This window comes from Streptomyces sp. NPDC055254, from assembly GCF_053606025.1.
In genome coordinates, this window is sequence record NZ_JBSGQV010000048.1 from 1 (window position 1) to 19698 (window position 19698).

The window sequence follows — 19698 nt, forward strand, 5'->3', positions numbered from 1 at the left end:
GCCCCGGCCCTCCGCCATGCCGCTCCGGCCCCCGCCGGGCTCGCCGCCCTGGCCGCTCGCCCCCGCCCCGGCTCTCCGCCAGCCTGCCGCCCCGGCTGGCCGCCTCGCGCCACCCTGGGTTCCCCGCCGGGCTCGCCGCCCTGGCCGCTCGCCCCCGCCCCCGCCCTCCGCAAGCCCGACACCCTGGCCCCGCCAGCCCTGCCGCTCCGACCGGCCGCCTCGCGCCACCCTGGGCCCCGCCGGGCCCGCGCTCTGGCCGCCCGCCCCCGCCCCGGCCCTCCGCCACCCTGCCGCCCCGGCCGGCCGCCCCGGCCGCCCACCACGTGCCACCCCGGGTCCCCGCCGGGCCCGCCGCCCCGGCCGCCCGCGCCGCCCCGCCCGGCGTCCGGTGCGTCCGTTGGGGCGATCGGCCGGTCCGTTCTGTCTGAGCCGCTCGCCCGGCGGGGGACGAATGGCTTGCGGTCCGAGGTCGTTTCCTACGGATCTTGCCCGACCCGCGCCGCCCGGCACCGCACCCCGCCGCGTTGCCGGGGCACCGGACGACGCGGGCTCCACCGGCAAGATCCGAAAGAGACGACCCGGCGCATCCGTCCGCCCGGTGAACGCCGAACAGGTGGCAAGCACCACTTCACGACACGGAGGACTGCATGCACGCGAAGTCGGTTGCTCGACATCTCGTCACGACCCCCCAGAGGCAGACCACGTACCCGTCCCCGCACACCGCGGCCGCCGCCGTCGACATCGACGTGGCCGCCGCCGTCAACAGGGAACTGGATCTCGTCTGCGGCGAGTTCGCCGAGTACAGCCGCTCGCTCGACGCCGTCTTCGCCACCGACGTCGCCGAGCGCCTCGCCGCCTTCGTCCTCGGCGGCGGCTCGCGGATCCGGCCCCGGTTCCTCTGGTGGGCCATGCGGGCCTGCGGTGGTACGGACTCCCACGCACCCGGAGCCCTGCGCGTCGCCGCCGCGCTCGAACTCATCCAGAGCTGCGCCCTCATCCACGACGACGTCATGGACCAGTCGGCCGTGCGCCGCGGCAGGCCCTCCTTCCACGCCCAGATCGCACTCCAGTACCCGACGGCCGCGGCCCCCGAAGGAACCGGGCCGGCGCCGTTCGCGCAATCGGCGGCGGTCCTCGCCGGGGACCTCGCACTGTCCTGGGCGGACGACCTGCTCGCCGAGGTCGACCTGGAGCCGCCCGTACGCCGGGACGTCCTGCGGATCTGGCGCGCCATGCGGACGGAGATGGTCGCCGGGCAGTACCTCGATCTGCACGGCCAGGCCACCGCCTCCCGTTCGGCCGTCCAAGCCATCCGCACCGTCTGCCTCAAAACGGCCCGCTACACCGTCGAACGGCCCCTGGCCCTGGGCGCGGCGCTCGCGGGCGCCGACGACACCACCGCCCGCGCGCTCACCGCCGCCGGCCGCTGCGCCGGCATCGCCTTCCAGCTGCGCGACGACCTCCTCGGTGTGTTCGGCGACCCCGAGCTGACCGGCAAGCCGTCGGGGGACGACATCCGCTCCGGCAAGGCGACGTACCTGCTGGCCCTGACCCACTCCCGAGCCCGCGCCGGCGGCGCCACCGCCGTCATCGACCTCCTCCAGGCCTGCAGGGGGAGCACCGACCTCTCCGGTCCCACCCTGTCCTCCGTCCGCGAAGCCCTGCGGTCCACCGGAGCTCCGGCCCAGGTCGAACGGCGCATCGAGCGGCTGGTGCGGGCGTCCGAGCGGCACCTGGCCGCGGCGCGCATACACGGCCCCGCCGCGCAGCACCTCGCCCAGCTGCTCAGACAGGTCGCGTCACCCCCACCCCACGCCGGCGCCGCCGCGCCGGCCGACCTGGACCTCCATGGAGACTCCCGATGAGGACGATCACCGGGCGCACCGACCACGTGGTGGTCGTCGGCGCGGGACTCGCGGGCCTCTCCGCCGCCCTCCACCTCCTCGGCGCGAACCGCCGCGTCACCCTCGTCGAGCGCGACCCCGTACCCGGCGGCCGGACCGGCCTCATCGAGCGCGGCGGCCACCGCTTCGACACCGGCCCCACCGTGCTCACCATGCCGCACCTGCTGGAGGAAGCCTTCGCCGCGGTGGGCCAGAAGATGTCCGACCGGCTGACCCTGCACCCCCTGCACCCCGCCTACCACGCCCGGTTCGCGGACGGCAGCAGCCTCGACGTCCACACGGGCGCGCAGGCCATGGAGGCGGAGATCGAACGTTTCGCCGGAGGCCGGGAAGCGGCTGGGTACCGGCGTCTGCGCCAGTGGCTGCACGACCTCTACCGGGCGCAGACCGGCCGCTTCATCGAGTCCAACTTCGACTCGCCCCTCTCGCTCCTGCACCCCGACCTGGCCCGGCTCGCCGCGCTGGGCGGATTCGGCCGCCTCCAGCCGAAGATCGCCCGATTCCTCACCGACGAGCGGCTGCAGCGCGTCTTCTCCTTCCAGGCCCTCTACGCGGGCGTCCCGCCGGCCCGCGCCCTCGCCGCGTACGCCGTCATCGCCTACATGGACACCGTCGCCGGGGTGTACTTCCCCGAAGGCGGCATGCACGCCGTCCCCACCGCCCTGTCCGCGGCCGCCGCCGACGCGGGCGCCACGCTCCTCCACGGCCAGACCGTCACCCGCCTGGAGCGCACCGGCGACCGGATCACCGCCGTGGTCACCGACCGGCAGCGCATCCCCTGCGACGCGGTCGTCCTGACCCCGGACCTGCCCGTCGCGTACGGGCTGCTCGGTGCCCGCCCGCGCCGCCCGCTCGCGCTGCGCCACTCCCCGTCGGCCGTCGTCCTGCACGCCGGCACCGACCGCACGTGGCCCGAACTGGCCCACCACACGATCTCCTTCGGCGCCGCCTGGAAGCGGACCTTCCGTGAACTCACCCGAACCGGCCGCCTGATGAGCGATCCCTCGCTCCTCATCACCCGGCCCACCGCCACCGACCCGGCCCTGGCGCCGCCCGGCAAACACACCCACTACGTGCTCGCGCCGTGCCCGAACACCGTCGTGGGCCCCTCGGCCGCCTCCTGGAAGGACCTGGGCCCCCGTTACCGGGACAGCCTGCTGCGCGAGTTGGAGCGCCGCGGCCTGACCGGCTTCGAGGACGCCATCGACACCGAGGTCCTCGTCACGCCCGCCGACTGGGCGGCCCAGGGCCACGCGGCCGGCACCCCCTTCTCCGTCGCCCACACCTTCCCGCAGACCGGCCCCTTCCGCCCCCGCAACCTCGTACGCGGCGCCGCCAACGCCGTACTCGCCGGCTGCGGCACGACCCCCGGCGTCGGCGTCCCCACCGTCCTCATCTCCGGCCGCCTCGCAGCGGCCCGCGTCACCGGCCTGCCCGGCGCCCGCCACCGGACCGCGACAGCCTCCACCGCAGCGACGAAGGGCGAGCGGGCATGACGCGACGCGAACTCGACGCCGCCGCCATCTCCGACCCCGCCCTGCGCGCGGCCTTCGACCGCTGCCGCCGCCTCAACGCCCAGCACGGCAAGACGTACTTCCTCGCCACCCGGCTGCTGCCGGCGTCCCGACGCCCCGCCGTGCACGCCCTCTACGGATTCGCCCGCCTCGCCGACGACATCGTCGACGACCTGTCCGCCCCCACCGCCCCGGCCGACCGCGCCCAGCGGCTGCGGACCCTCTCGCACGACCTGCGCACGGCGATGGAGGGCGGCCCCGGCGACCATCCCGTCGTGACCGCCGTGGCCCACATCGCGCACCGCTACCGCATCCCCTACCGCCACTTCGACGACTTCCTCACCTCCATGCGCAGCGACCTCACTGTCACCGACTACGGCACGCTGGACGCCCTGCGCCGCTACATGCACGGTTCCGCCGCCGTCATCGGGCTCCAGATGCTGCCCGTGCTGGGCCACACCACATCCCGCGAGGAGGCCGCCCCGCACGCCGCCGCGCTCGGCGAGGCGTTCCAGCTCACCAACTTCGTCCGCGACGTCGGCGAGGACCTCGACCGCGACCGCGTCTACCTGCCCGCCGACCTCCTCGCCGCCGACGGCGTGGACCGGGAACTGCTGCGGTGGAGCAGGCGCACCGGCCGCCGCGACCCCCGCATCACCCGGGCCCTCCACGCCGCCGCCGCCCTGACCCGGCGGTTCTACGCGGCGGCGGAGCCGGGCCTGGACATGCTCGAACCCGTCTCCCGGCCCTGCGTCCGAACCGCCTTCGTCCTCTACGGGGAGATCCTCGACGCCGTCGCCCGCGACGGGTACGCGAGCGTCCACCGCCGCTCCGCCGTCCCGCTCGCCCGGCGGGCGGCCGTGGCCGCGGCCGGCCTCGCCAAGATCGCGGCAGTCCGATGGCGAACCCCCGCCGCCCCCGTCCTTGAGGAGCCTTCCCGATGAGCCCGCGAGCCCCGCACCGCCGTCGCCTCCCGGTCACCCTGCGCCGCGATCCGGTGGCCTGGCACCGGCAGGAGCCGACCTGGCGGGACGCCTCACCCCGGCTCATCGACGCCGCCCTCAAACGGGCGGGGGCCCGACCCGCCGGCAACTGGTACGTGCTGGGCCCGAGCGCCGCCGTCCGCCCGGACGCCGGCTACGGACGCACCGTCGAAGGCACGGAGGTCGTGGCATGGCGCGGCGCCGGCGGCGCCCTCGTCGCCGGCCCGGGCGCCTGCCCGCACCTGGGCGCCCCGCTGGCGCAGGCACCGACCCGATGCGGCACCCTGGTCTGCCCCTGGCACGGACTCGCCCTCAACGGCTCCCCGTTCGCCGGCTGGAATCCGTACCCCGCGCACGACGACGGCGTCCTGGCCTGGGTACGCCTGGACGCCCACGGGGGCGAGGAGCCCCTCGACACCCCGGCCGTACCGCCCCGCCCGTCCGCCGCCGGCTCCCTGACCGCCGTCTACACCGGCACCGGCGTCTGCGAGCCCGAGGACATCGTCGCCAACCGCCTCGACCCCTGGCACGGCGCGTGGTTCCACCCGTACTCCTTCGCCGACCTCACCGTCCTCGACGACGGCGCCGGGAGCGACGTCCTCACCGTGCGCGTCTCCTTCAAGGTGGCCCGGCGCGTGGTCGTACCGGTGACCGCCGAATTCACCGCCCCCGGCCCCCGCACCGTCGTCATGCGCATCACCGGGGGCGAAGGCGAGGGCTCCGTCGTCGAAACCCACGCCACCCCGTTGGGAACCGCTCGCGACGGCCGCCCCCGCACCCTCGTCACCGAAGCGGTCATCGCCACCTCCCACCGCCCCGGCTTCACCCTCGCCCGTACCGCGGCCCCCCTGCTGCGCCCCCTCGTCCGGCGCGCGGCGGGCCGCCTGTGGCAGGACGACCTCGCCTACGCGGAGCGCCGCTGGGACCTGCGCAGCACCGGACGCTTCCCCGGCTGATCCGACCGGCACCGGCCGCCGCCGGTACCGGCGGTGGCACGCGGGCCGGCTACCGCCCGAGACCCGCCAGCACCCGGCCCGCCGCGGAGCGGCCCCGGGCCGGCACCGTCCACAGGGTCTCGCCCCGCACCCCCCACCGCTCCAGCAGGGCGTTCGCCGCCATGAACCCGCTGGTGGCCGCCCGTTCCATCAACGCGACCGGCAGCCCCGTACGCACCAGGTCACCGGCCACCACGACACGCGCGTCACCCGTGCGCACGCCGGGTCGGTCCCGGTAGCCGCCGACGGTGAACAGGGGGCAGTCCTCGCGCCACTCGTGCCGGGCGTCGACGATCTCGGCGCCCGCCGTCTCCGGATACACCTCGCGCAACAGGCGCACCAGCCGCTCCTCCACCTCCGGCCGCCGCTCCGCCGGTTCGACCGCGTACGCGTGCAGTTCCACCACCGAACCGCCGGTCCGCAACGCCCAGCGGTGTGCCTCGCCCTCCCACCGGTCCAGGACGCTCACGTTGTCCAGGCCGCCGAAGCCGCTGGTGCCGAGGAAACCGTGCCGGTCGCCCGCCACCGGACGCGACAGCCACAGCCGCGACACCAGGAACGGCGGCGCCGTCCGCAGCCCGGCGATCCGGGCCCGCCACGCCGGGTCCACCAGCTCCGGCGACGCGTCGACCACCGCCCGCAGCCCGCCGGTGTCCAGGGCCAGCACCACCGCGTCGTACCGCTCGCCCGAGTCTCCCGCGACGACCTCCACCCGGTCCTCGCCGACGGGGCCCACCGCGCGGACCGCCGTGCCCGTACGGATCTCCGCGCCGAGGCCGCCCAGGTGCCGGGCCAGCGGGTCCCACAGGGCCTGCGGGAAGGGTTCGCGCGGCACGTCGAAGAGCAGCCCCTCGCTGGATCCCAAGAAGTAGATGTGGAACATCAGCGCCAGTTCCGCCGCGGAGAAGGTCGCCGGATCGGCGAAGAAGCTGCGTGAGAACACCTCGAAGGCCAGGTGGTGCGCCGCCTCCGGGAAGCGGATCGCGGCCAGGAAGTCCGTGGCACTGACCCCGTCCAGGGACTCGTACACCTGGGGAACGCCGACGTCCAGCAGGGGCAGGGCGGCCCGCGCGTTCATCCGTCCCAGATCCCGCCAACCGAAGGACGGGCTCCGCGCGACGAAGCCGAGGGCGCTGAGCGGCGGCGTGCGCGGCACGCGCGCGAAGCCGTCCTGTCCGCCGTCGCGGTGGCGCAGCGGATAGTCCGCCAGCCCGATCAGGCCGTGGAGGCCCGGATCGGTACGGCGCAGGAGCGCCCGCAGGTTGTAGTACTGCCGGAAGAAGGCGTGGAAGCCCCGGCTCATCGTCACCTCCGAGCCGTCGGCCAGCCGCGTCCCCCATCCCGCCAGCCGGCCGCCGAGCTGCGCGTCCCGCTCGTAGAGCGTGACGCGGCCCCCCCGCTCGGCGAGCACGGTCGCCGCCGACAGGCCGGCGATGCCCCCGCCCACCACGGCCACCCGCGGACCGTCGCCCCCCTCGAACCCTGCCCGCCCGGCTCGCCCGTCGACGCGCACGGCCCGCCGGTCCCGGCCCGGATGCGCCCCGCTCACGCGGCGACCCGCCCGACGAAGGTGTGGGTGATCCCGGTCTGCCATCCCGGCATCGGCAGCACCCGTACGTCCCTGAAACCGGCCGCGCGCATCCGCGCGGCGAAGGCCGGGGCCGTGTCGAAGCCGAGCACGCTGCGCCACAGGTGCTCGTACAGGCCGGCGTCGCCGCCCGCCCGGCCGAGCGGCATGATCACCGCCCGGCACACGGCCGTCCACAGCGCCCGGTGCACGGGCTTGCCGCTGAGCGCGTACTCGTGCACGGCGATCCGCCCGCCCGGCGCCGTCCGGGCGCGCACGGCCGCCAGCGTACGGTCGGGAGTGGGCACGTTGCGCAACAGGTAGGCGGCGAAGACCGCGTCGAACGGACCCTCGACACCGGCCTCGCCCAGCCGGTCGGCCGACGCCTCGACGAAGCGGACGCCAGCCGGCCACTTCTTGGCCGCGGCACGCTCCAGCATGCCTGCCGAGGCATCCACCCCCGTGATGTCGGCCCGTGCAGCGGCCGAGAGCAGCGCGGCCGTCGAGGCGCCGGTCCCGCAGCCCAGGTCCAGGACCCGGGCGCCGCGACCCCGGTCCGGCAGGCCCAATCGGCGGGCCGAGCGGCGCAGGTGCCCGTGGTAGCCGGGACTCGCCGCGACCAGCAGGTCGTAGCGTGCCGCGGCATGGTCGAAGGCAACCGACAGGGCCTCGTCGCGCAGCAGTGACATGTCAGCCTTTCAACGGCGTACCGGCACAGCGGCCGGGACGGATCGGGGAAGCAGCGGCAGTTCCAGCAGTGACCGCAGCATGGGGACGACGGGCGTGCGCAGACCGATGCCGAGGTCTTCCCAGGGCGAGGTCGCGCCGTCCAGGAACCGCAGGACCCGCTCGGCCGGCACCGACGAGAAGAGGTGGGCGAAGAACGGCCCGCCCGCGACCCGCCCGGTGTCCAGCGCGCGCAGCAGCACCGCGTCCATCGCCCGGGCCCGGCGCCCGTGCACGGCCGGCACGCGGGCGGGGGAGCGGCCCGCCCGCACCGCCCCGGCCAGGTGGCGGCTCTGGCGCTGGATCGCCGCGAAGGTGTAGCCCGTCGACGGCCGGGTCGCCCCGCCGGCGGCTCCGATGAGGAAGACCCGGCGCCCGGCGCGGCGGGGGAAGCGGCCGTCGCTCATCGGGATCACCCCCTGCTCGCGCCCTCCCACGGTGTAGTCGCCGAGGCCGAGGGCCGTCGCACAGTAGTGGCGCAGGGCGCGTTCGTAGGCCGCGTCGTCCAGCACGGCCGGCGAGAACTCCGTGTACTCGACCAGCGCTTCGTACCGGCTGAGCGGCAGCACGTAGCCGAAGGCGAGGCCGCGCGGCGGCTGGGGGACCCGGAAGTCCATCAAGGTCGCCGCGCCCGGATCGAAGGCCGGCGCGGGCGCGCGCACGAACCACCCCGTGAAGTGCTGGAGCAGCGTGGTCCGGGCGGCGGGCAACTGCCGCGGCGGCCGCGAGTCGAAGACCAGCCCCGAGCGGAGCACCGAGGGCGCCCCCGACGCGCCGCGACCGCGGACCAGGGCCGCCGCGCCGGCGTCGTGGACCGACTCCACCGCCGTCCGCCGCACCTCGACCCCATACGCGTCGAGCCGCTCCGCCATGGCCGCCTCGAACCGGTCGGAGCGCAGCATCTTGTACCTCAGCGGACCCAGCGGCCGGTCGGCCACCTCCCCGTCGGGGCCGTAGACGCGCAGCCGGTCCCAGCTCGCCGACAGCAGCCCGTCGTACGGACCCGCACCCGCCTCCCAGTAGCACCAGGTCCGAGAGGGCGACCTCAGTGGTCCCGGCGGGGCCTCGACCACGACCACGCGCGGCGCCGGTCCCGCGCCCGGGCGCGGCTCGGAGAGCTCGACCGCCAGTGACAGCCCGGCCGCCCCCGCGCCCACGACGGTCACATCAGCGTCCCAGCTCACCCCGGCCTCCCGCCCCGCGTGCCAACGGCTCCTCTTCCGCGCCGGACACGCCGGCGGATGCAGTGGGGCGCCGGCTTCCGCGCACAGCGAGCCGCGAGGGAACCAGCCGCTCGCGCACCGGCACACCGGTCGCCCGTACGCCGCGGATCAGCTCCGCCACCTCCCCGGGTCGAGAACGGGCGGGCCCACCGGCGACCGGGTGAACAGGGCGTCCAGCACCGCCGGGTCCACGTTCGCCGGGGACGCGCCGCCGCGCCCGCCGGGACGGATCTTCGAGCCCCACAGCGATCACCTCCGCCGTCCACCCTGCCCCACCCGGCACCCCACGGGCCCCGCGCACAGCCGCGCGGTACCCCGATCAGCCCCTGCTCGTCGTCCTCGCCGCCCGAGGCATGAAGACCCGTACGGGCCGCCCGAGGCATGAAGACCGTACGGGCGGAAAGGCGCGTTGGTATGGGGACACCGGGAAGGCGGCCGGTCGTGGAGGGCCGCTTCCGCCACCGCGGGGCCGAGCTGGTGTACGACGACGCCGGCATCGGACCCCTGGCCGTGTACGCGCACGGCGGGTTCGTCAGCCAGGCCGTGGAGCAGCGGATGGACCTGTTCGACTGGGCGCCGGTCCTGCGGGCGGGCCGGCGTCTGGTCCGCTACGACGCACGCGCGCACGGCCGCTCCACCGGCCTGCCCGTCGACGCCGACTACACCTACCCCTCGCTCGCCGACGACCTGCTGGGCCTGCTCGACCACCTGGGCACCGCGGAGGCCGTGGACGCGATCGGCGCGTCGATGGGCTGCGGCACCTGCCTGCACGCCGCCGTCCGGGCGCCGGACCGCTTCACCCGGCTGGCGCTGCTCCTTCCGCCGACCGCGTGGTCGACCCGGGAGGCCTACGCCCGCGCCAACCGGGCCGCCGCCGACACCGTCGAGCGACACGGGGCGGCGGCCTGGCGCGCGGCCCGGGGCGAGCCGCACCGTCCCGCCGTCGTCGCCGACGTCCCGGATTTCCCGCCCACGCCTGCGGAACCGGTCCTGCCGTCCGTGCTGCGCGGATTGGCCCGCTCGGACCTGCCGCCGCCCGCCGCGCTCGCCGCGCTGCGGTGCCCGGCCTTGATCCTGACCTGGGTGGACGACCCCGGCCACCCCGTGTCGACGGCGGCCGCGCTGGCCGACTGCCTGCCGGACGCCGAGCTCCACGTATCCCGGACCCGCGCCGACGTGCGGACCTGGGGCCTGCGCATCGCGGACTTCCTCAGCGGCTTCCCGTCCCGGGTGGACGCCCCCGGCCCGCACGGCAAGGGGCCGCCGAGGCCTCCGGGCGCGAGTGGGGCGCCGGGGGCGGGGCAAGCGGAAGACGAAGGACGGCAGGCAAGCCCGTCCGACCCGCGCTAGGAGAGTGCCATGAACAGTGCCCCGCCGGAGCCCGAGCTTCCGGACCGAGTTCCGGAAAAGCGCGACGCCGTCACCCCTGACCTGCCGCCCTTCGGCCCGGCCGCCCCGGACCTCCCCGCCGCCGCGGCCGAACGGCCCGGGCGGGACGGCTCCGAGACCGAGACGGACACGAGCAAGAAGGGCGCCGGCGAAACGGGCGCCGGCGAGACGGATGCCGAGGAGACGGGCGGCGGGGAGACCGGCGAGCCGCCCGACGCCGGGCCGGGCAACGCCCAGCCCCAGGAGCCGACCGACTGACCCTCCGGCCGGCTGTCGGCTGTCTCCGGCCGACTCACCCCCGTAGCGGCGTCCTCGGTTCATCCGAATGGCCCAACGGGACCGCTCCCCGCACGGCGCCGTGCGGGGAGCGAGCTTTCCCGAGCGGGGTTACGTTGGTGGCTCCGAAGATCGCCGGAATGCCGAATGGGGTGCCTGAGTCGGGGCAGTCGCAGCGTGTCGTCAGTGGAAGCGGCGTGCACGGCGTGTGCGTGCCGCGTTCGATCCCGGAGGTACGCGATGTCCAGTACGGCCCTGACCTCGGCGAGGTTGCCCGGCCGCTTGATCGCGCTCCCCAGCGTCTACCGCCCGCAGGCGGACACCCACCTGCTCGCCGAGGCACTCGCGCACGAGGAGCTCGGCCCCCGTACGGACGTCCTGGAGATAGGCACCGGCACCGGCGCGCTGGCTCTGCACGCCGCGCGCAGAGGCGCCGCGGTCACGGCGGTCGACGTGTCGTGGTCCGCGGTGGCCACGGCGCGGATGAACGCCCTGCTCCACCGCCTTCCGCTGCGCGTCCTGCACGGCGACTTCGCGGAACGCACCGCCGGCCGCCGGTTCGACCTGGTCGTGGCGAACCCGCCGTACGTACCCGCTCCCGGGACGCGGCTGCCCTCGCGCGGCCCCGAGCGGGCCTGGGACGCGGGCCACGACGGACGTATGGTCATCGACCGGATCTGTGCCACCGCTTCTGCCCTGCTGCGGCCCGGGGGCGCCCTGCTGATGGTGCATTCGGGCATGTGCGGGCCCCAGGCGACCGTGGACCGGCTGACCGGGGCGGGCCTGTCGGCCGAGGTCAGGGCGAAGGCCTCCGTCCCGTGGGGCCCGGTCCTGCGTTCGCGACGGGCCTGGCTGGAGCAGCAGGGCCTCGCGAGCGAAGCCGAGCAGTGGGAGGAGCTGGTGGTCATCCGTGCCCAGCACCTCTGACGCAGTCGTACGTATCGAGCGAACCGGTTCGCCGGCCGAGGACAGGAACCCGTGATGCCCTCTCGACACCACCGCCCGAGCCCGGCGGTCACCGGATCATGACGCCCCACGACGAGGGTCCCGACGGTGCCCACCGGCGGCCCGAGGGGGTCGGCGATCTGACGGTGGAGGCCCTGGGGTCCCTCTCGAAGGCACTGGAGACGGTGGAGCGGGCCCGTGGCCACCTCTACGGATTCCACCAGTTGACGGGTACCGCCGACCTGGAGCTGGACCGCGCGGTCAGGCTGCTGCGGGAGGCGGGCCACGGGGAGTGGGCGGATCGCGTCGAGCGCGAGGTCCTGGGACGCAACGTCATTCCCGGGCACTGGACCTTCCAGATCGTCGAGGCGTACAACCGCACCTACTACGAGCCGTTCCGGGACATCGAGCGGCAGGCGCTGCACGACCTGGTCGACGGCAGGGACCACCTCTACGAGGCGGAGATGAAGGAAGCCCGCCGCACCACCGGCCACCCGGACCACACGGCCGGCCCCTCCTGAACCGGGACCCGCGCACGGGCGGCCGCGGCGGCGGGCCGGGGAGGTAGCGGACGCTGCTGTGCCGGCCCGCGGAGTTCGCGGGCCGGCGGGGCAGTGGCGCAGCGCCTGCGCGGTGTGTCAGCCCGCGGCGCCGTCGAGGGCGGTGTCGGGGATCCAGGAGCCGTGCAGTCCGGCGCTCACCCGGTGCGGGAGGTGGACGGTGGCGATGCGGTCGAGGCCGGAGGCGTCGAGGACCAGGAGCTGCGAGGCGTCCTGCTTGAGGTCGGAGATCACGGTGAGCAGGTAGCCGTCGTCCTCGCCGGTGGCTCCGGCGGCGGCGACGAAGACGGCCTCGCCGGGCAGTCGGGCGTCGCCGACGTGGTGGATGCGGCGGGCGCCCGTGGTGCGGTCGTACTTGACGACGCCGTAGCCGCCGAAGCCCTTCTCGTCGGGGAAGGAGATGGCGTACTGGTAGCGGTGCTCGGCGCCGAGGTAGTCCTCGTTCAGAGTGGGGAACTCCACCGCGAGGTCGTCGATGATCTGCTCGTCGACGCTGCCGGCCGTCGTGTCGACGACCCAGCGGCGGGTGTAGGAGCGGGCCACGGGTTCGGTGCCTCGGCCGGGGGCGCCCACCCACCAGTTCCAGGACAGGCGGAAGCCCTCGCGGTCGACGGTGGGGCCTTCCAGGACGATGCGGCCCCGGGCGTCCTCGTAGGCGTTGGCGACGTGCAGCATGTTGCCCGCTTCGATGGAGAACCAGCGGATGCGGCGGGCGCCGTCGCTGCCACGGGGCATGATGCCGATCCGGGAGGGCTGGTCGTCGCTCCAGCCGTACGGGATGCCGGAGTGCTCGGTGGGATCGAAGGTGACGCTGCCTTCGACGAAGACCACGTAGTGGTGGGTGAGGGCGAAGTCGTGCTTGAGGGAGGCGGTCGCCCCCGGTACCTCGGCGGTGTCGACGATCCGGCCCTTGGCGTCGGCGACGTAGTACGTGAGGAAGGGCGGGACGGGGGAGGAGCCGAAGAAGTGGAGCTCCCCGGTGACCGGGTCGGTCTTGGGGTGGGCGGTCATGGCGCTGTGCAGTCTGCCGTCGAAGTCGTGGGCTCCGACGGTTTCCAGGTCCGAAGTCAGTTCGAAGGGCAGGTTCGCCTCGCACAGGGCGAGGAGGCGTCCGGCGTGCTCGACGACGTGGGTGCCCGCGGCGCTGGCCGTCAGGTCGGGGCCGCGCTCGGTCATGTAGGGGGCGCCGTCCAGGGCGGGGGTGTGCACCCAGCGGTTGCGGTACCACTCCGCACGGCCCTCGCGCAGCCGGATCCCGTGGACCATGCCACTGCCCTTGAACCAGTGCGTCGGAGTGACACCGGGCTTCGGGTTGTGGCCGTTGCGGAGCAGCCGGCCGGTCAACTCGGGCGGCAGGCTGCCCTCGACGGTGAGGCCGGTGGCGGTGACCTCGTCGGTGACGGGCGTGTAGTGACCGGTCAGGTACGGCTTGTCGGCATGGGAGAGGTTCATGGCGCACAGACTCGTCCGGGACGGTGTCCACTTTCCAGGGCGGAAAGGGGCCGGGACTGTCCAGTCCTGTCCGCACCTGTCCATCGACCGTGCGCGGCCCGCGCGCCGCCTCGTGCGGGCCGGCTACGAAGCCGTGGGCGGGCCGTGCAGCTCCTGCTGCCACAGGACCTCGCACAGCAGGTCGAGGCCCTGGCGCAGGTGGCGCCGGTAGGTACCGTACGGAAGGCCGAGGCGGCGGGCCGCGGCTTCCTGCGTGGGCGCGCCGGAGAAGTAGCCGGCCGCCAGGGCGTCGCGGGCCCGCACGCCGCGCGGGTCCCGGGCGAGATCGTCGACGGACCGGCGCAGCAGGGCGCGCACCTCCTCGACGGGTTCACTGGAGTCGGCCGCGAGACGGGCCCGCAGCAGTGCGCCGGCGGCGAAGGCCCCCGCGTCGCGCCAGTGCGTCAGGGCTTCCCGTACGGCCTGGTCGAACGCGGTGCGCGAGACGGGCGACGGTCCCGAGCGGACAGGTGCGCCGGTGGCGGACATGAACCGGCGGAGCCACGCCTCCACGGGTTCCTGGCGCCAGTCCACCGCGAACAGCCCGTAGGTGTGCTCACCGACCCGCGGCCGGGCCCCGGTATCGGCGAGCGTGCCCCTGACGCGCTCGGCCCATGTCTCGGCGTCCTGGTAGACGGCGAAACCGTACGCGCGGCCGCGGGCGCGGGCGGATTCCGCCTGGGCGCGGGAGCTGCTCAGGTCGATGACGCGCGAGGGGACCTGGTAGCGCTCCGGGTAGACCGAGAAGCGGCTGACGCCGATGTGTTCGCCGGGGCCCACCGGAGCGGTGGCGGCGGTGTGCTCCCACGCCGCGGCGACCACCGGATCGGTGGCCAGGTCCTCGGGATCCGGAGGAGCCGGCAGGGCGAGTCGGGCCGTGAACGCCACGATGCGGCCCGTACTCACGAGGCGGTAGACACTGAACGCCTGCGGCTGGCGCCGGGCCCAGTAGCGGACCAGTTCCGCGGAGGCCGCCCCCTCGGTCTCGGCCGCCATGCGCAGGACGACGGCGATGTCGCCCGGGTGCAGGGGGCGGTCGTGCACCTCGTCCTCTCGGGACCAGGTGCGCAGCCGCGCCAGGGTCTCGCCCTCCCGGAACAGGTAGAAGAGCTCGTCGGTGACGGTCCACACCCGCTCCTCGGGCGCTTCGCGCAGCACGCGCAGGTACTCCTCCGCCAGGAGCCGGCGCATCGCCGCGAAGGCGGTGGGCGCCCGCCAGCGCAGGTCGGCGGCCAGGGTCTCGCGCGCGGCGTCGTGGGGGTGGAGCCCGCGGTGCGTGGACTCCATGAAGGGCAGGTCCCTCAGCCAGGAGAAGAGGAGGTGCGCGTCTTCCCCGGGCAGCACCGCGCAGAGGAGTTCCTCGGACGTCGCGTACGCCTGCGCCGCCACCTCCAGGGCGCGGCGGTGAGCGGCCGTGGGCACCTCGCCGATCAATCCGGCCAGCAGGGTGCGCAGGACGTCCGCCGACGGGGACCATGCCTCTTCGTCGCAGGCGCCCGCCGACCCCGCGGCGGCCGCGAGCGACAGGGCCAGGGGGTTGCCACCGGCGAACCGCAGTATCCGGTCGCGCACCTCGGGCCGCAGCTGCGCCGAGTCCAGCAGGCTCTGCGCCTGATGCTCGGAGAACGGCTCCAGTTCGCTCACGTGGAGGAGCCCGGTCCAGGCGGGATCGGCGGTCCACTGCGGCTGGGGTGCGAGGCGGCCGGCCAGGACGACCAGGGTGCCGTCCGCGGCGCGGGGCAGGAAGTGGTGCCACAACCAGCTCTCCAGCCACTGGCAGTGTTCGAAGGAGTCCACGACGAGGACCGTGCCGGGGACGTCCAGGAAGGGTCCGGCCGCCCGTTCGAAGTCGGCCGGGTCACGGCTGACGAAGCGGCCGTCGAGCTCCACGAGCAGTCGGCCCGCCGTACGGGCGTGGTCCGCCAGACGGCGCAGGAGCGTCGACTTCCCGATGCCGCCCGGCCCATGGACGTAGAACGCGAACGGCGACTGCTGATCGCCCGCCAAGGCGGCCCTGAAACTTTGGAGTTGCTCTTCCCGGCCGATGAAGGCCCGCCCGCGCGCGGTGCTCAGTCTCTCGCCTACGGACCCCATGACGGCTCCCCCTCTTTCCTGTTCCGGACCGCGGTGTTCGGCATCGTGGAGGGGGTCACCGGATGCGCCCCAGGTTCTCGTCGTCGGAGTGCCCGGTGATCAGCAGGGTGGTCTCCTCGACCCGTTCGAAGCGGCCGTCGGGGGCGAGGCGTGCGAAGAGGTACACCTCGGTGCGCGACGTACGACCGTTGTGCTGGGTGAGGGTGACGGTATGGCGATCGGCGTAGCGCAGCCCGTCGCGGAGTTCGTCGTGGACCTCGATGTGCCCGTCGCGGACCAGGGAGCGGAGCCGCGTCATGTGCTGGATGAAGTCGGCCCGGTCGCTCCACACGCCGTCGGTGCGCTGGCGGTAGTCGGGGGCGAAGTGCCGGTCGACGGCTACCCCGAGGTCGAGGTCCGGGGTGAACAGCAGATCGTTGACGGCTCGGGTGATGTCGGTCGGTGTCATCGCGGTCTTCTCCGTGTGAGGGGTCGGGATGGAGGACGGCCCCGGGCTCCTGGAAGGGGGGCGGAGGCGGAGGTGAGTGGACGCGGAGGCGAGCGGACGCGAGGGGCGTGTCAGCCCCGGTCGGTGCCGCCGCCTTCGCGGACGGGGGTGAAGTCCAGGCAGAGGGAGGCGGGACCGCGGGTGTACAGGCCGGTCTCCCGGTAGCGGAAGCCGGGGCTGTAGCGGACCCGGTCCAGCAGGGGCAGCAGCATCGAGGCGACGGTCTCGATCTCGGCGCGCGCGAAGGCGGTACCGACGCACTGGTGGAGCCCGGTGCCGAAGGCGAGGTGCTGGGCGGCGGCGGTGAAGGATCGGGCGGTGCCCAGGTCGGCGCGGTGGATGTCGAACGTGTCCGGAGCCGCGAAGGCGGCGGGGTCGCGGTTGGCCGCGCCGATCATGCAGAAGACGGTGGCGCCCGCCGGGACGGTGGTACCCGCGAGCACCTCTTCCCGTTCCGCCTGGCGGGGGATCAGCTGGACGGGCGGGGTGCAGCGCAGGGTCTCGGCGATCGCGGCGGGCAGCAGGTTCGGGTCCTCGCGGACCCGTGCCAGTTGCTCGGGATGGTCGATCAGGTGCTTGAAGAGCAGGGCGAGCGTCTTGTCGGCGGGCTCGGTCGCGGCGGCGAGAACGTTGATGACCAGCGCGGTGACATCGCGGTCGCTCATGGCGATGCCGTCGAACTCGGCCGCGCACAGCGTCGATATCAGGTCCCCGCCCGGGTGGCGGCGCCGGTGTTCGATGATCGGGCGGAGATAGGCCTCCATCCGCTCGGCGCAGTCCAGGCAGTGCCGGCGGCGCTCGGGAGTCATGACGATGCTGGTGATGAACTCGGTGATACCGCTGTGCCAGGCGGCCAGTCGCCGCCGGTCCTTCTTGTCCAGGCCGAGGACGTCGAGCGTCACGTGCACGGCGAGGGGTTTGCCGAAATCGTTCACGAGGTCCACCCGCCCCCGTGGAAGGAAGGGCGCGATGAGGTCGGCTGCGTTGGTGCGGACGGCTCGCGTCTGTTCCCGCAGGGCCTGTCCCGTGAAGGCGCGGACGAAGATCTTGCGCTTGGCGGTGTGCTCGGCCCCGCTCATCTGGGCGAGGACGGGACCGCGCATGACCGGCTCGGCGCGCACCTGGAGCGTCTCGGTGCTGAACGTCTCGTGGTCGGTGAGCACCCGCTTGGCGTCCTCGTAGCGGGAGACGAAGTAGCTGTCGACGGCCGCTTCGTAGTGCACGGGGGCGTGGTCCCTCAGCCATGCGAAGGAGCGGTAGGGGTCGGCCGCGAAGCTCTCGGACAGGACGCTGAATCCGGAACTGACCATGGGCATGACGGAGAACCTCGCAAGCCGGGGCGGCGGTTGAGGCGGAGGCTCCGAACTGAAGCCGGTCCACCAGAAGTTCAAGACGACAGACCCGCGCTCCAGGTTGTCTCGGTGGCGAGCGCCCTTGGAAACGCAGTTGCGCCGGCGGGGCCGGTATCGCCGCCGGGCGGCCGGGCCGGCGAGGGGCCGTCGATACCGCGCCGCCGATACCGCGCCGTCGCTTCGTGGTGGGGGGCACGGGCTGCGTGCCGGCGACCGCCGGGGACATCGAGCAGGATCGGAGAAGCGCCGGCGGTCGGACCCCCACTAGCGTGCGGGGCATGGCAATCATCGACAGCGTGACCCTCGAAGTGGCCGACGTCGCGGCCGCCCACCGCTTCTACTCCGAGGCCTTCGGCCTCGGTTCGCAGGTACGCCTGCGCGCCTGCGACGCGCCCACGGTCGGCTTCCGCGGGTTCATCCTGGCGCTCACGGTCGCGCAGCCCGCCGACGTCGACCTGCTCGTGAACGCGGCTCTCGCCGCCGGGGCCACGTCCCTCAAGCCCGTCGCGAAGTCGCTGTGGGGCTACGGCGCAGTGGTCCAGGCCCCCGACGGGACGATCTGGAAGATCGCCACCTCGGCGAAGAAGAACACCGGCCCCGCCACCGGGGCCGTCGATGAGATCGTCCTCCTGCTGGGTGTCGAGGACATGGCCGCCAGCAAGCGCTTCTACGTGGCCCAGGGGCTCAAGGTCGCGAAGAGCTTCGGCCGCATGTACGCCGAGTTCGAGGCCGGGTCCGGCCCCGTCAAGCTGGCCCTGTACCGGCGCCGCGCCCTGGCGAAGGACGTCGGCGTCCCGCCCGAGGGCACGGGATCGCACCGCCTGCTCCTGGGCGGCGGCGCCGGCGGCGGCCAGGACCCGGACGGTTTCGTCTGGGAGAGCGCCGTCTCCCCGGCCCTTGCCCCCTGACGCGCGCTTTTGGGGTCACTTGACGGGGCCGGGGACGCCGGTCCGCCCCGCTCCGAATCCGGGACATCGCCCCCCCCGCCACCGTCGGTAGTCGAAATAATGCGAAGAGTCACACCGCATGCCAAGCTGATGCCGCAGGATCCCCAACCCCACGCATCAAGGAGTAACCGTCATGGGCGGTAGGCAGGACAAGCGCCAGGAGCCGGGCAAGGGCCGCGAAGAGCAGACGCGGCCGCAGCGGCCCGGGCAGGACCCGGTCCATCCCGAGCCCGGCAACCCGTCCCGCGCGGGACAGCGTCCCGACGAGACGCAGCGGCGCCGCGAGGAAGACCTGCTGCGCGACGGACGCGACCGGGTCTGACCGAGCGGTACCCACGAACGCAGAGCCCGGCCGGACCGTAGTCACCGGCCGGGCTCTGTCACGTCCCCTCGCCGGTCCGAGGCGCCGCCTCGCGCCTCGCGCCGGTCACCGGCGTGGGCCCCGTAGCGGGACGGCGACCAGGGCCCTCGCCGCGGGAACCGCGTCAGCGGACGACGTCGAAGACGTTCTTCTGCAGGCCGTTCGCGTAGGCCTCGTGCTCGACCAGCTCCAGCTTCTGCGTGTCCTTGTCCGTGTCGCTGAAGAGCCGCTTGCCCGCACCGAGCAGCAGCGGGAAGACGAGCAGGTGGTAGCGGTCGATAAGGCCGGCGTCCGAGAGGGCCCGGTTCAGGGAGGCGCTGCCGTGGACGATGATCGGCCCGCCCTCCGTCTCCTTCAACGCCGCGACCTCGTCCAGGGAGCGCAGGATGGTCGTCCCGCCCCAGTTCGCCACCAGGTCGTCCTCGGTGAGAGTGGTGGAGACGACGTACTTCGGCATCTCCTTGTAGCCGGCGAAGTCCTCCATGTCGGGCCACACCTGGCTGAACGCCTCGTAGCTGGTCCGGCCCAGCAGCATCGCGGTGGCTTCCTCCTGTTCCCGGCCCTTGATCTCGAACGCCTCGGGAAGGAACTCGACGTCCTTGAAGGTCCAGCCGGAGTTGCGGTACCCGGGCTCGCCGCCCGGGGCCTCCACGACGCCGTCGAGCGAAACGAAAGCGGTGCTGATCAGAGTGCGCATCTCAGGTCCTTGGTGTCTCGTGTCTGTTTCCCCGGCGGGTGCGGCCGGTGCTCCGCCCGCCCGGGCGGCCGTGGTGCCCCCACGCATGATCTATGACTGCGGATCGCGGAGAAACTCATCGTGGACCTGCTCGACTCCGCGCCGGGCGTCCGGCGTCTCCTCGGCGGTCGGCAGGAATGTCGTCCGA

The 19698-nt window shown here is 74.3% G+C and carries 18 protein-coding genes; 10 read left to right on the forward strand and 8 right to left on the reverse strand.

Translation table 11 applies throughout. The features are described from left to right. Window positions 1–647: 647 nt before the first annotated feature. From ACWFQ8_RS30075 to ACWFQ8_RS30090, 4 genes are read left to right on the forward strand one after another with little or no spacing between them, the layout of a single operon-like run. Window positions 648–1865 (forward strand): polyprenyl synthetase family protein, encoded by a 1218-nt coding sequence (locus ACWFQ8_RS30075; RefSeq protein WP_453789445.1) that lies wholly within the window; start codon window positions 648–650, stop codon window positions 1863–1865. Further along, complete coding sequence (gene crtI / locus ACWFQ8_RS30080; protein ID WP_453789446.1) at window positions 1862–3400, forward strand: phytoene desaturase family protein; 1539 nt, start codon at window positions 1862–1864, stop codon at window positions 3398–3400. The genes ACWFQ8_RS30075 and crtI overlap by 4 nt, the downstream gene beginning before the upstream one ends. Beyond that, window positions 3397–4362: a phytoene/squalene synthase family protein gene (locus tag ACWFQ8_RS30085; protein WP_453789447.1), complete on the forward strand. Its 966-nt coding sequence runs from the start codon at window positions 3397–3399 to the stop codon at window positions 4360–4362. The genes crtI and ACWFQ8_RS30085 overlap by 4 nt, the downstream gene beginning before the upstream one ends. Continuing rightward, window positions 4359–5357, forward strand: a complete 999-nt coding sequence (locus ACWFQ8_RS30090) for a DUF5914 domain-containing protein (RefSeq protein WP_453789448.1) — start codon at window positions 4359–4361, stop codon at window positions 5355–5357. Before ACWFQ8_RS30085 ends, ACWFQ8_RS30090 begins: the two co-directional genes overlap by 4 nt. Before the next feature lie 49 nt (window positions 5358–5406). Here ACWFQ8_RS30090 and ACWFQ8_RS30095 read toward each other — a convergent pair whose 3' ends face one another. From ACWFQ8_RS30095 to ACWFQ8_RS30105, 3 genes are read right to left on the reverse strand one after another with little or no spacing between them, the layout of a single operon-like run. Continuing rightward, window positions 5407–6990, reverse strand: a complete 1584-nt coding sequence (locus ACWFQ8_RS30095) for an FAD-dependent oxidoreductase (protein ID WP_453789449.1) — start codon at window positions 6988–6990, stop codon at window positions 5407–5409. After that, entirely contained in the window at window positions 6942–7652 is a 711-nt protein-coding gene (locus ACWFQ8_RS30100) for a class I SAM-dependent methyltransferase (protein ID WP_453789450.1), read from the reverse strand. Before ACWFQ8_RS30100 ends, ACWFQ8_RS30095 begins: the two co-directional genes overlap by 49 nt. Window positions 7653–7661: 9 nt before the next feature. Then, a complete protein-coding gene (locus ACWFQ8_RS30105; protein ID WP_453789451.1) occupies window positions 7662–8873 on the reverse strand; it encodes a lycopene cyclase family protein in 1212 nt (403 codons plus the stop codon). A 453-nt stretch (window positions 8874–9326) separates the two neighbouring features. On the opposite strand from ACWFQ8_RS30105, the gene ACWFQ8_RS30110 reads away from it, so the two are divergent. From ACWFQ8_RS30110 to ACWFQ8_RS30125, 4 genes are all read left to right on the forward strand, one after another. Then, a complete protein-coding gene (locus ACWFQ8_RS30110) occupies window positions 9327–10262 on the forward strand; it encodes an alpha/beta fold hydrolase (protein WP_453789452.1) in 936 nt (311 codons plus the stop codon). A 9-nt stretch (window positions 10263–10271) separates the two neighbouring features. Continuing rightward, on the forward strand, window positions 10272–10559 hold the full coding sequence (locus ACWFQ8_RS30115) for a hypothetical protein (protein ID WP_453789453.1): 288 nt from the start codon (window positions 10272–10274) through the stop codon (window positions 10557–10559). Between the two features lie 258 nt (window positions 10560–10817). Then, on the forward strand, window positions 10818–11504 hold the full coding sequence (locus ACWFQ8_RS30120; protein WP_453789454.1) for a HemK2/MTQ2 family protein methyltransferase: 687 nt from the start codon (window positions 10818–10820) through the stop codon (window positions 11502–11504). A gap of 98 nt (window positions 11505–11602) precedes the next feature. Beyond that, on the forward strand, window positions 11603–12043 hold the full coding sequence (locus ACWFQ8_RS30125) for a hypothetical protein (RefSeq protein ID WP_453789455.1): 441 nt from the start codon (window positions 11603–11605) through the stop codon (window positions 12041–12043). A 117-nt stretch (window positions 12044–12160) separates the two neighbouring features. Here ACWFQ8_RS30125 and ACWFQ8_RS30130 read toward each other — a convergent pair whose 3' ends face one another. The 4 genes from ACWFQ8_RS30130 to ACWFQ8_RS30145 all read right to left on the reverse strand — a co-directional run bounded on the left by ACWFQ8_RS30130 (window position 12161) and on the right by ACWFQ8_RS30145 (window position 17470). Further along, window positions 12161–13534 (reverse strand): carotenoid oxygenase family protein, encoded by a 1374-nt coding sequence (locus ACWFQ8_RS30130; RefSeq protein ID WP_453789456.1) that lies wholly within the window; start codon window positions 13532–13534, stop codon window positions 12161–12163. 123 nt (window positions 13535–13657) lie between these two features. Continuing rightward, window positions 13658–15667 (reverse strand): ATP-binding protein, encoded by a 2010-nt coding sequence (locus ACWFQ8_RS30135; RefSeq protein ID WP_453789457.1) that lies wholly within the window; start codon window positions 15665–15667, stop codon window positions 13658–13660. A gap of 55 nt (window positions 15668–15722) precedes the next feature. Next, on the reverse strand, window positions 15723–16115 hold the full coding sequence (locus tag ACWFQ8_RS30140) for a nuclear transport factor 2 family protein (RefSeq protein ID WP_453789458.1): 393 nt from the start codon (window positions 16113–16115) through the stop codon (window positions 15723–15725). A gap of 110 nt (window positions 16116–16225) precedes the next feature. Continuing rightward, on the reverse strand, window positions 16226–17470 hold the full coding sequence (locus ACWFQ8_RS30145; RefSeq protein WP_453789459.1) for a cytochrome P450, cyclodipeptide synthase-associated: 1245 nt from the start codon (window positions 17468–17470) through the stop codon (window positions 16226–16228). 314 nt (window positions 17471–17784) lie between these two features. On the opposite strand from ACWFQ8_RS30145, the gene ACWFQ8_RS30150 reads away from it, so the two are divergent. Both ACWFQ8_RS30150 and ACWFQ8_RS30155 read left to right on the forward strand, forming a co-directional pair. Then, window positions 17785–18414, forward strand: coding sequence for a glyoxalase (locus ACWFQ8_RS30150; RefSeq protein ID WP_453789460.1), 630 nt, complete (start codon window positions 17785–17787; stop codon window positions 18412–18414). Between the two features lie 172 nt (window positions 18415–18586). After that, the gene (locus ACWFQ8_RS30155) at window positions 18587–18775 is read left to right on the forward strand and encodes a hypothetical protein (protein ID WP_453789461.1); all 189 of its coding nucleotides are present in this window, start codon (window positions 18587–18589) and stop codon (window positions 18773–18775) included. Between the two features lie 163 nt (window positions 18776–18938). Here ACWFQ8_RS30155 and ACWFQ8_RS30160 read toward each other — a convergent pair whose 3' ends face one another. Continuing rightward, window positions 18939–19511, reverse strand: a complete 573-nt coding sequence (locus ACWFQ8_RS30160; RefSeq protein ID WP_453789462.1) for a dihydrofolate reductase family protein — start codon at window positions 19509–19511, stop codon at window positions 18939–18941. Window positions 19512–19698 lie beyond the last annotated feature (187 nt).